The organism is Synechocystis sp. CACIAM 05, assembly GCF_010222815.1.
Taxonomy (GTDB): Bacteria; Cyanobacteriota; Cyanobacteriia; order Cyanobacteriales; family Microcystaceae; genus Synechocystis.
Window position 1 is genome coordinate 944,613 of the sequence record NZ_CP019225.1, and the last position, 12,026, is coordinate 956,638.

Annotated in this window: 7 protein-coding genes; 2 read left to right on the forward strand and 5 right to left on the reverse strand. The window is 50.7% G+C overall.

Annotation, left to right across the window (positions count from 1 at the left end; genetic code table 11):
- Positions 1 to 45 precede the first annotated feature (45 nt).
- Entirely contained in the window at positions 46 to 2,301 is a 2,256-nt protein-coding gene (psaA, locus tag BWK47_RS04480; protein WP_162327716.1) for a photosystem I core protein PsaA, read from the forward strand.
- Positions 2,302 to 2,546: 245 nt separating this feature from the next.
- Complete coding sequence (psaB, locus tag BWK47_RS04485; protein WP_162327717.1) at positions 2,547 to 4,742, forward strand: photosystem I core protein PsaB; 2,196 nt, start codon at positions 2,547 to 2,549, stop codon at positions 4,740 to 4,742.
- A 162-nt stretch (positions 4,743 to 4,904) separates the two neighbouring features.
- Here the strand turns inward: psaB and BWK47_RS04490 are convergent, their stop codons facing one another.
- Genes BWK47_RS04490 through BWK47_RS04510 form a run of 5 tightly spaced genes read right to left on the reverse strand, consistent with a single transcriptional unit; the run spans position 4,905 to position 11,461 of the window.
- Complete coding sequence (locus BWK47_RS04490) at positions 4,905 to 5,891, reverse strand: phosphotransferase family protein (RefSeq protein WP_162327718.1); 987 nt, start codon at positions 5,889 to 5,891, stop codon at positions 4,905 to 4,907.
- A 2-nt stretch (positions 5,892 to 5,893) separates the two neighbouring features.
- Positions 5,894 to 7,726, reverse strand: coding sequence for an ABC transporter ATP-binding protein (locus BWK47_RS04495; RefSeq protein WP_162327719.1), 1,833 nt, complete (start codon positions 7,724 to 7,726; stop codon positions 5,894 to 5,896).
- 33 nt (positions 7,727 to 7,759) lie between these two features.
- Positions 7,760 to 8,899, reverse strand: coding sequence for a glycosyltransferase family 4 protein (locus BWK47_RS04500; RefSeq protein ID WP_162327720.1), 1,140 nt, complete (start codon positions 8,897 to 8,899; stop codon positions 7,760 to 7,762).
- Positions 8,896 to 10,137, reverse strand: a complete 1,242-nt coding sequence (locus BWK47_RS04505) for a glycosyltransferase family 4 protein (RefSeq protein ID WP_162327721.1) — start codon at positions 10,135 to 10,137, stop codon at positions 8,896 to 8,898. The genes BWK47_RS04500 and BWK47_RS04505 overlap by 4 nt, the downstream gene beginning before the upstream one ends.
- Before the next feature lie 22 nt (positions 10,138 to 10,159).
- Entirely contained in the window at positions 10,160 to 11,461 is a 1,302-nt protein-coding gene (locus tag BWK47_RS04510) for a glycosyltransferase family protein (protein ID WP_162327722.1), read from the reverse strand.
- Positions 11,462 to 12,026: the final 565 nt, after the last annotated feature.

Consider the following 12,026-nt stretch of genomic DNA (forward strand, 5'->3'; position numbering starts at 1 on the left):
ATAGGAAACCCTTAATAGTTCATTGTCGAGCGAGGAGAACCCTGCATGACAATTAGTCCACCCGAAAGAGAGGCTAAGGCCAAAGTCTCGGTTGATAACAATCCGGTACCAACTTCCTTCGAGAAGTGGGGCAAGCCGGGTCACTTCGACCGGACTTTAGCTAGAGGTCCCAAAACCACCACTTGGATTTGGAATCTCCATGCCAATGCCCATGATTTTGATAGTCAGACCAGCGATTTAGAAGATGTTTCGCGCAAAATCTTCAGTGCTCACTTTGGGCACCTCGCTGTGGTCTTTGTTTGGTTAAGTGGAATGTACTTCCACGGCGCGAAATTTTCCAATTACGAAGGTTGGTTAGCCGACCCTACCCACATTAAACCCAGTGCCCAAGTGGTTTGGCCCATTGTTGGTCAAGGCATCTTGAACGGAGATGTGGGCGGCGGCTTCCACGGTATTCAGATTACGTCTGGCCTGTTTTATCTCTGGCGGGCCTCCGGTTTCACCGACAGCTATCAGCTCTACTGCACCGCCATTGGCGGTTTGGTTATGGCTGCCCTGATGCTGTTCGCTGGCTGGTTCCACTACCACGTCAAAGCTCCCAAGTTGGAATGGTTCCAAAATGTGGAGTCGATGATGAACCATCATTTGGCTGGTTTGTTGGGCTTAGGCTCCTTGGGATGGGCGGGTCACCAGATCCACGTCTCCATGCCCATTAATAAACTTTTGGATGCTGGGGTTGCTCCTAAGGACATTCCCCTTCCCCACGAGTTTATTTTGGAACCGAGCAAGATGGCGGAACTCTACCCCAGCTTTGCCCAAGGTTTGACACCGTTCTTTACCCTCAACTGGGGAGTCTACGCGGACTTCCTCACCTTTAAAGGGGGATTGAATCCAGTCACCGGCGGCCTCTGGTTGTCTGATACCGCTCACCACCATTTGGCGATCGCCGTCCTGTTCATCATTGCCGGTCATATGTACCGCACGAACTGGGGCATCGGCCATAGCATGAAAGAGATCCTCGAAGCCCACAAGGGCCCCTTCACTGGGGAAGGTCACAAAGGACTTTATGAAATCCTGACTACTTCTTGGCACGCTCAATTAGCCATTAACCTCGCCCTGTTAGGTTCTTTGACGATCATCGTTGCACAACACATGTATGCGATGCCGCCCTATCCCTATCAGGCGATCGATTACGCTACGCAGTTATCCCTGTTCACCCACCACATGTGGATTGGCGGCTTCCTCATCGTAGGAGCCGGTGCCCATGGCGCTATCTTCATGGTGCGTGATTATGATCCCGCCAAAAACGTTAATAACTTGCTGGATCGGATGCTGCGCCACCGTGATGCCATCATTTCCCATCTCAACTGGGTATGTATTTTCCTCGGCTTCCATAGCTTCGGTCTCTACATCCACAATGACACCATGCGGGCTTTAGGCCGTCCCCAGGACATGTTTTCCGACACGGCCATTCAACTGCAACCAATCTTTGCCCAATGGGTACAGCACCTGCACACCCTGGCCCCCGGAGCCACCGCTCCCAACGCCTTGGCCACTGCCAGCTATGCCTTTGGCGGAGAAACCATTGCCGTTGCCGGTAAAGTCGCCATGATGCCCATCACCCTGGGTACTGCCGACTTCATGGTTCACCACATCCACGCTTTCACCATCCACGTAACGGCATTGATCCTCCTCAAAGGGGTTCTGTATGCCCGTAGTTCTCGCCTTGTCCCTGATAAAGCGAATCTCGGTTTCCGTTTCCCCTGTGATGGCCCCGGTCGTGGCGGTACCTGCCAAGTATCTGGTTGGGACCACGTTTTCCTCGGTCTGTTCTGGATGTACAACTCCCTTTCCATCGTCATCTTCCACTTCAGTTGGAAAATGCAATCTGATGTTTGGGGTACGGTTGCTCCCGATGGCAGTGTCACCCACGTAACCCTAGGCAACTTTGCCCAGAGTGCCATCACTATCAACGGCTGGTTGCGGGACTTCCTCTGGGCCCAAGCCGCCAACGTCATCAACTCCTACGGTTCCGCCCTGTCGGCCTATGGCATCATGTTCCTCGCCGGACACTTTGTCTTTGCCTTCAGCCTCATGTTCCTGTTCAGTGGACGGGGATATTGGCAAGAGTTGATCGAGTCCATCGTCTGGGCTCACAACAAGCTGAATGTGGCTCCGGCCATTCAACCCCGCGCTTTGAGCATCATTCAAGGTCGTGCGGTCGGTGTAGCGCACTATCTCCTCGGAGGTATTGTTACCACCTGGGCGTTCTTCCTCGCCCGCAGTCTTTCCATTGGCTAGACTTTGAGCTGAAGTTGGGTTTTCCGGGATAAACCAGGGGGATTGGCTGAGGTTTTTGCTATCCTTAATCCTCCCCCTGCCCTCCACCCTCCCCAGCATTTAATAGAAGCGGTTTTAATTTCGCTTTTACCCCATATTCACCCCTATAACCCCTTGTTATAGTGGCTTTAACAATCCGGAAATGAGCAGCGCTTCTGCATTAGCCTCATTTTGCTTGCTTAACGAGGAGAATTTCCGAAAAAGCTATGGCAACTAAATTTCCTAAATTTAGCCAGGATCTCGCCCAAGACCCGACTACACGGCGTATTTGGTACGGGATTGCTACGGCCCACGACTTTGAAACCCACGATGGGATGACCGAGGAAAATCTTTACCAAAAGATTTTTGCCTCCCACTTTGGACACATCGCCATCATTTTCCTGTGGACGTCTGGCACCCTTTTCCACGTTGCGTGGCAGGGTAATTTTGAACAATGGATTAAAGATCCTTTAAACATTCGCCCGATCGCCCATGCGATTTGGGACCCCCACTTTGGCGAGGGAGCTGTCAATGCTTTCACCCAAGCTGGGGCTTCTAACCCGGTTAACATTGCTTATTCCGGGGTTTACCACTGGTTCTACACCATTGGTATGACCACCAACCAAGAGCTCTATTCTGGTGCGGTCTTCCTATTAGTGTTAGCTTCCCTGTTTTTATTTGCAGGCTGGTTACACCTCCAACCGAAGTTCCGTCCTAGCTTAGCCTGGTTCAAAAATGCCGAATCCCGCTTAAATCACCACCTGGCTGGTTTGTTCGGGGTTAGCTCCTTGGCTTGGGCTGGTCACTTGGTCCACGTTGCGATTCCCGAAGCCCGGGGTCAACACGTTGGTTGGGATAACTTCCTGTCCACTCCTCCCCACCCCGCTGGTTTGATGCCTTTCTTCACCGGCAACTGGGGCGTGTATGCGGCGGATCCCGACACTGCTGGCCACATTTTTGGTACTTCTGAAGGTGCTGGTACCGCAATCCTGACCTTCCTGGGTGGTTTCCATCCCCAAACGGAAGCTCTCTGGTTGACGGACATTGCCCACCACCATTTGGCGATCGCCGTGATCTTCATCATTGCTGGTCACATGTATCGCACCAACTGGGGCATTGGCCACAGCATCAAAGAAATTCTTAATGCCCATAAAGGTCCCCTAACCGGCGCAGGCCATACCAACCTGTACGACACCATCAATAACTCCCTCCACTTCCAACTCGGCTTAGCCTTGGCAAGCTTAGGGGTTATTACTTCCCTGGTGGCGCAGCACATGTACTCCCTGCCCTCCTACGCCTTTATTGCCCAGGACCACACCACCCAGGCAGCACTCTACACCCATCACCAGTACATTGCTGGATTCTTGATGGTTGGTGCTTTTGCCCACGGTGCCATCTTCTTTGTCCGGGATTACGATCCCGTGGCTAATAAAGATAATGTGCTGGCCCGCATGCTTGAACACAAAGAGGCTCTGATTTCCCACTTAAGCTGGGTGTCTCTCTTCTTGGGCTTCCACACCCTTGGTCTTTATGTCCATAACGATGTGGTGGTGGCCTTCGGTACTCCCGAAAAACAAATTCTGATCGAGCCCGTTTTTGCCCAATGGATTCAAGCAACTTCCGGTAAAGCTCTCTACGGCTTTGACGTGTTGCTCTCCAATCCTGACAGCATTGCTTCCACCACTGGAGCCGCTTGGTTACCCGGCTGGTTGGATGCTATCAACAGCGGCACCAACTCTCTGTTCTTGACCATTGGCCCTGGCGACTTCTTGGTTCACCATGCGATCGCCCTAGGGTTGCACACCACTGCCCTGATTTTGATCAAAGGTGCTCTGGATGCCCGTGGTTCTAAGTTGATGCCGGACAAAAAAGACTTCGGTTACTCCTTCCCCTGTGATGGCCCCGGCCGTGGCGGTACCTGCGACATCTCTGCTTGGGATGCCTTCTACCTAGCCATGTTCTGGATGCTGAACACCTTGGGTTGGTTGACCTTCTACTGGCACTGGAAACACCTCGGTGTTTGGAGCGGTAACGTTGCTCAGTTCAACGAAAACTCCACCTACCTGATGGGATGGTTCCGAGATTACCTCTGGGCGAACTCTGCTCAGTTAATCAATGGTTACAACCCCTACGGTGTCAACAATCTGTCAGTTTGGGCTTGGATGTTCCTCTTCGGGCACCTGGTCTGGGCTACCGGCTTCATGTTCTTGATCTCTTGGCGGGGTTACTGGCAAGAGTTGATTGAAACCATCGTTTGGGCCCACGAGCGCACTCCTTTGGCGAACTTGGTTCGTTGGAAAGATAAGCCCGTTGCGTTGTCCATTGTTCAAGCCCGTTTGGTTGGTTTAGCCCACTTCACCGTTGGTTATGTGCTCACCTATGCGGCATTCCTAATTGCTTCCACAGCGGGTAAGTTCGGTTAACGAAAATCATCTGTTAGGTAATTAAGCTTGTCCCCTGCCCTCGTTGGTGGGGGATTTGCTTTGGGAATTAAATATTGCTACGGAAATTGCCCGATCGCCACAAAAAATGGATTGGAATCGGCCTCATTTAATCTTAAGTTTTTTGTTATTTTTACCCCATTGCTAATTTGTTTCCATCCCAAGTAGGCGGTCGCCACACAGGGCAATTAGGGCAGGGATATGGGGACGACGGGCGGGAATACGCCAACTAATGGTAATGTGGCGCATTAGGGTGAGGATGATGTAAATATCGATGGCTTGGCTAAGGTGGGGATTTTTTTTAGACTGTTTGGCCAAAAAAGCAGTTTTTAATGTTTGTTCTTGCCTAACCATGGCATCGGGATTGCCCCAGGTACGGAGGCTATATTCGGTCATATGGGCGATAAAGTTTCCCAGATCAACGGCGGGATTGCCTTGGCAATAGAGGTCGAGGTCCACCAACCAGAGGCGATCGCCATCTACCAAAATTTGGTCAGGGTAAAAGTCCCGGTGGATGGTTGTGACAGGATGGGGAGACTGATCTAAAAGCTCTCCTAGCCGTTCACTCTGGGCAATAAAATGCTGAATTTGTTTTTGCCACCGGGGTTGCTGGTGGACGAACTCCCGCAGGCGATCGCCAAGGATTTGTAATTCAGTGGCAATGGTATGGGTTTTGTTTGTGGGAACAGAATGGCTGTGGATTTTGTGGGCTAGGGCGGCAATTTTTTCCGGTAAGTCGGGACGGGTAATCAATAATTCTGTCGCAGGTTGACCGGGAACCCATCGTTGGAGCCACATCTGCCAGGGTTCAACAATGCCCAAAGGTTTTGGCACCGATAATCCATCTTCACTTTGCCCATGGAACCCGTTTTCCCATAACGCCCGTTGAGAGCCATAGCTTTTGTAATCTGTGCCCTTGGCGCGAATTTTGCCAAGGATAATTCCTTCCATCCCATCGGTTTCCAGATGATAGGCAATTAATGCCCGTCGCCCAGGTTTATGGCGTAGAAGCTCGGTTTTCTTGACCCCTCGTAAACCGGGAAAAATACTAGCTAGGTGCTGTTGAGCCAACTGGCGATCGAGGGCTAACGGTAGCCAAGGTATTTGGGGGTCAGGAGAAATTTCAGCCATGGTTAACGCCGCAGGGATTCGGTAACGGTGGCGAAGGTTTGCCGTTGAAAGAGATCAGCATAGACCCCCTGACGAGCCAGTAATTCGGCGTGGGTGCCCTGTTCCCTGATTTGTCCCTGGTCGAGGTAAAGGATTTGGTCAGCGGCGATCGCCAACTGCAGATTATGGGTTACCAAAAAAGTGGTGCGATTTTCCGCTAACCGTTCTAGGGCTTCAAAAACCAACTGTTCATTAACTTTATCCAAGCCGCTGGTGGGTTCATCCAGGATCAGAATGGGGGTTTGTCGCATGGCGGCCCTGGCGATCGCCAACCGTTGCCTTTGCCCACCGGACAAGGTAGTGCCTCGTTCTCCCACCACCGTATCGTAACCCTGGGGCAGTTCCAGAATAAATTCATGGGCATTGGCTAAACGGGCCGCCCCTTTAATTTCTGCCATCGTTGCCCCCTCTATGCCATAGGCGATATTTTCCCGAATCGTTGCCGCAAACAATAAACTCTCCTGTAATACCACTGCCATTTGGTTCCGCAGACTCGTTAGTTGATAATTCCGCAGATCATGACCATCGATAAGAATTTCCCCTGCTGTCGGGTCATACAGGCGCAGTAAAAGACTCAAAAGGGTGGACTTACCACTGCCGGAAGCACCAACGAGGGCGATTTTTCCCCCCGGTTGCACCGTTAAATTCAACCCCTTAAGAATTGCTTGGTCGGGATGATAACCAAAGGAAACATGTTTAAATTCAATCAATCCCTGGAGAGATGGGGCAGTAATAGCCCCTGGTTTGTCCTGAATATCGGGGGTTTCTGCCAAAATATTCAAAATTCGTTCCCCTGATGCCGCCGCCTTGGCCAGACGACCTGTGTATTTAGCAAAATTCTGCACCGGTTTGTAGGCATTGCGCAGATAGGTTAAAAATACCAAAACCGTTCCCGCTGTCAGAGCATCTTCAATGACCAGATGGCCTCCGAAACCCATCACCAAAGCTGTACCGAGGGCAATCAACACGTCCACTGATCGCTCTAAGTTGGCTGCTAATCGTTTAGTTTCAATGTTTTCTAGGAGGCTCCGTTGATTTTGGCGGCTAAACAGATCGGCAAAGGCCTGTTCTAAGGAAAGGGCTTGGACCAGTTTAATGGCGGCGAGGGATTCAGCGGCGGTGGAGGCAACGGCCCCTTCCTGGTGACGTTGGGTGAGGGAAGCATGGCGAATTTTGGCACTTAAACGATTGGCGGCCAACCAGAATAGGGGAAAAGTAACCAAGGACAAAAGGGTTAATTTCAGGTCTAGCCAGGCCATTACCCCTACCATCCCCCCCAAAGTTAAAAAGCTAACCACCAGGGGCAACGCCGCCGTGAGCAAAATTTCCTGGAGACGGTTGGCATCGCTACTCACCCGGATAATCAGATCGCCACTGCGGGCTTGGTAGTGGTAACGCAAAGAAAGCCGTTGTAGATGGCCATAGAGTTGATCTCGCACTTGAGCCATAACGCGGCTGCCAACGATCGCCAAACTGACACTATTCCAATAGGTGGCGATCGCCCGACTAACGGCAATGATAATCACCCCGACAGCAATTAAGACCAAGAGCCAAACCGGATCGAGATTCGTAAAGCCGAAAAAAGCCAAGGTCGGTTGAGTTTGAGCGGGAATCAATACCCTATCAATGAGCAGCTTGAGGGGCCAGGGTTCCAACAGTCGGAACCCCACGTCCGCCAGCAAAGTCACCATCGCTACCAGCAAGAGTCGCCACTGGGCACGAATTTGGGGCCAAAAGGTGGTGATCACTGCCCAGAGGCCTGGCACAGCTTTGGTTATGGGGGAGGCACGGTTCATTTATCGGCAATTTTTAACTTCAATGGTAAAAAATCAGACTTGGGCGATCGCCAAAATCTGAGCAGCAATGCGATCCCAGGTGTGGTGTTTAAGCACGAAGTCACGGGCCGCCAGACCTAACTGTTGCCGTTGCTGGGGCGATCGCCAGAGACGTTCGAGGGCCTCGGCCAGGGCTGTCGGTTCCCCCGGTAGACACAAAATCCCCGTCACCCCATCGTCAATAATGTCCTTCACTTGACCGATGCGACTAGCCACTATGGGTAACCCGGCCGCCATGTATTCCACCACTTTCAGGGGCGAAAAATAAAAATCTTCACTGGCGGGATAGGGGGCCACGGCAACGCTCATTTGACTTAACCAGTGGGGGACTTGCTCTGGAGGGATTGTACCGGTCCACTGTACTTGGGCAGTTAAATTGCGCTGGGCGATCGCTCGTTCAAGGACTTGCCGTTGGGGGCCATCACCGACAATCAACAGACGAGCTTCCGGGACAGTTCGTCGCAGTTGGGCAAAGGCTTCAATCAGGTAATCCAGGCCATGCCAGGGCTTAAGGGAACCAACAAAACCCACAGTGAAGAGTTCTGTCTGAGATAGTTTGGACAGAGCGGCAAAACGAGCTGGGTTTATCCCATTGGGCATGACAAAAAGGCGATCGCCAGAAACCCATTGTTGCAAATAGGATTTAACCTCTTGGGACACTGCGATTAAAGCTGTTGCTGATCCAAAGGCTGTTTCGGCCACCTGCAAAGCCAAATCCCGGTCTAGTAAAACCCGGTGTGTGGCTTGCTCTTCAATTAAGGGTGCATTCACTTCTAAAATGCCAGGAATCTGACAGTTTCGGGCAAAGGTCATTCCCGCATGACTCCAGAGGGAATAACGTTCATAAACAAGATCATAGGGATCTGCCTGGGTTAATAAATTTTGCAACGTCTGATTTTGTTGAAATAAGCCCTGTTCCCGCACTGCTGGATCTCCTTTGGGCACCTTGGGCAGGCAGTGAACGGGTAAATCAACTAAATCCTTGGGCGGTTCACCCCCCAGCTTCGCCGCAAACAGGGTCACCGTTGCCCCCTGGTTCTGAAAGGCGTGGATAATCTCTTGCACATGGATTGAGGCACCTTTACAACCAAAGACTGGAATGCCGGGATCGACACAGATGTAAGCAATCTTCATCGTTTGGCCTCCCCTAAATGAAATAAGTCACGGAGTTGGGCGCTATTGCGTCGCAGGTCAAAAGCCTGTTCTAACCGTTGGCGGGCCTGCTGGGCGTAACGATGACGTAAATCTGCTTGGTTCAAGAGGGTTTGGAGCGCTTTGGCTAACTCTTCCGGGTCATTTTGGGCCACCAGCAATCCTGTTTCCTGATGCTGAACAATTTCAGGAATCCCCGTTACATCCGTCGCCACGCAGGGAGTCCCCAAGGCGATCGCCTCTAACAAAACTGTGGGCAAACCATCCCGATTGCCATCCCGGCCAACAATGTAGGGGGCGGCAAACACCTTTGCCCGTTTTAGCAGTTGAAACACTTCCCCCTGGGGTTTGGGGCCAGTGATCTCCACCCAAGGCTCTAGCTGATGCTGGACAATTTGCGATCGCAATGTCGCTTCCAAGGAACCAGCACCGACGATCTGACAACGGAACTCACAATCCCAACGGCGCAAGAGATCGCAGGCGCTGATTAGATAAGTCAAGCCTTTCTTTTCTACTAGGCGTGACACAGAGATAATTAACGGCGGTTCACAATTTTCCGACCGGGGTTGGTAGGGCAATTCTGTTAAATCCATACCGTTGTAAATACGCTGTACTTTGCTGGCGGCTTCCCCGTACTGGTGCTGTAAATAAGCCCGGTTATAGTCGCTGACGGTTACCACCACGCAGGCATCTTGGAGTTTGCAGCTAAAATCTGCCGGATCGACGCTTTCATGGAAAATATCCTTGGCATGAGCCGTAAAACTGTAGGGCACCCCAGCAAAATGGGCCGCTAAGCGAGTAACACTGGTGGCAACGCTGGCAAAATGGGCATGGAGATGGGTAATTCCGTGGTGACGGACGGCTTGAGCAAGCCAGAGGGCCTGGTACAAAACACTAGAGCGCTCTCCGCTGGCGTAGGCTAACTTCTCCCAAATATTAGGAATGAGAGCCGCGGTGGCTTGGATTTCCGCCCAGAGGTAACTAGCAGCGGTGGGATTTTGCCCCAATAAATCAGGGTGCGATCGCCCTTGGCTGGGTTTTTGGATATAGGTAACGGGGGCCTTCACCCGGGCAATTTTGTCTTGGAAATAGCTATCTACCGGAGGACGGAGGGCAAAAATTTTGATGTCTAAACCCGCTGCTTCGTGGGCAAGAATTTCATTGACAATGAACGTTTCTGAATAACGAGGATAGCGTTTAACAACGTAGGCAATGGCCATGGAACATTTACGACGGAATGGGCTAGCAAGCTTGGCAGGTGAAACAATTACGGGTTCTGAGCAATTGACCTAGAACTAGGGGAAGTTGTTGGGTGGCCCGGAGATTTAGAACTGGTTTGTTATGTTGGTTGGCCGGTGCAGAGTGAAGCCAAGCTGTCAAATTTTGGGCATTTACTTGATCAGGATGAAGCAAATCTACCAGACCCAGTTGTTTTAAGCGGGTGGCCCGCAGCCATTGTTCTTGCCGAGGTTTAATGCGGGGAATAATCAGAGCTGGTTTTTGGAAGGAAAGAATTTCGCAGGTGGTGTTGTAGCCCCCCATGGTGATTACCCGTTCCGCCGCCCACATCAACATGGTTGGTTCAGAACAATAGGACAGGATAGTGAGGTGGGGATTCTTCTGGGCACTGATCTTTAACTTTTGTCGCACAGACTCGGGCATAAACGGCCCTGTGAGCAGTACCCCCGGCAAGTCGGCGGTGAAGGGAATTTGGGCAAAGGCGATCGCCAGGGTTTCCCCATCCTGACCTCCTCCCACAGCACCGAGAATGAACCGGGATGGTAATTTCCAGTTACTTAACGTTTCTTGCCAAGGTTTAGTTAGATGTTGGAGGCGATCGCCCTGATGGAAATAGCCAAGGGGCCGCATTTTCGCCGTCACGTCGGGGGCAAAACCATACTCCTGTCGTAGGTCATAAACTTGCGGGTCACCATAAACCCAGACGGCATCGTAATAGCGACGAATAGCCCTTTCATTATCTGCTTGCCCCCAATCCCGCTGCACAGTCCCCGGTTGATCCAAAATATCCCTTAAGCCAAGTACACAAAGGCTTTCTGGTCGTTGTCGCAGATATTTCAAACTGGGATCCAGTTCCCGTTCCACTCCCCGGGGCACATTGTCCACCATCAGCACATCCGGCTGAAATTGCTGAATTGTTTTTAGAATTAACTGTGATCGCCACGCAATCAACTTCTCCAAAGGCAGATCCAGATCCCGGCCGCCGTAGGAACCATCGGCATTTTTTCGCAGACTGGGCAAATTCACATAGTTAATACCCGCAGCAGTTAGCGCTTCATTTCCTTCTTCAATGCCGGTAATTACCAAAATTTTAACGGGTAATCTAGACTTTTGTAACGTTTGGGCAATGAGTAAATTACGGCGCTTATGCCCCAACCCCATGGTGTCGTGGGAATACAGCACAATGCGATAGCAAAGGGAAGCCGTAGCCCTATGGCCCAATCCACCGGACTTTTTTAACGCCAATTTTTTCGGCGATCGCCGGGGGAAATGTTGTCGTAGTCGGGGTGATTGAATGGAGTGCATGGGAAAATGTTGGCTGTTCCAAATTTAAAGTTGTTGATAGTAATATCAAGTTGGTCAGCCTCGGTTGTGTTTCGATAGTGCTCCACTGTTCTAAATTTGCAGTAAGATTTCAATAAAAATTCTCTATCTCTCTTACGTTAATCTAGGTGGAAGAATAATAAATTCTATGCTGTCCATTAAGCATAAATAATCAGTACTAGACACATTGATATTTGGCACTAGTTCCCATAGTTCAAACCTCGCTATAAAAAAGCAGATAATCTTGGCGGTAATGTAATCGCGGCACCACCACCATAGATCCTTCTGCTAATTTGCTGACAAAAATATGTTCAAATAGGACTCTACTTTATCCTCAGATTCCATTGGACAACTTTTAGTTTGTCCACTAGATCAGATAATATTGAGGGGCTTTTACTTAGTTTCGTCTCAATGTTGGTAGAGGACAGAGCTGCTTTTCAACAACAATCGAAAATAATTAGAAAATTAACTACGATCAATTGCCGATCTATCTTAATGCTTCCATTTGCCCCAAAATACTGTTTCCATGGGAGTTTAGACTATGACT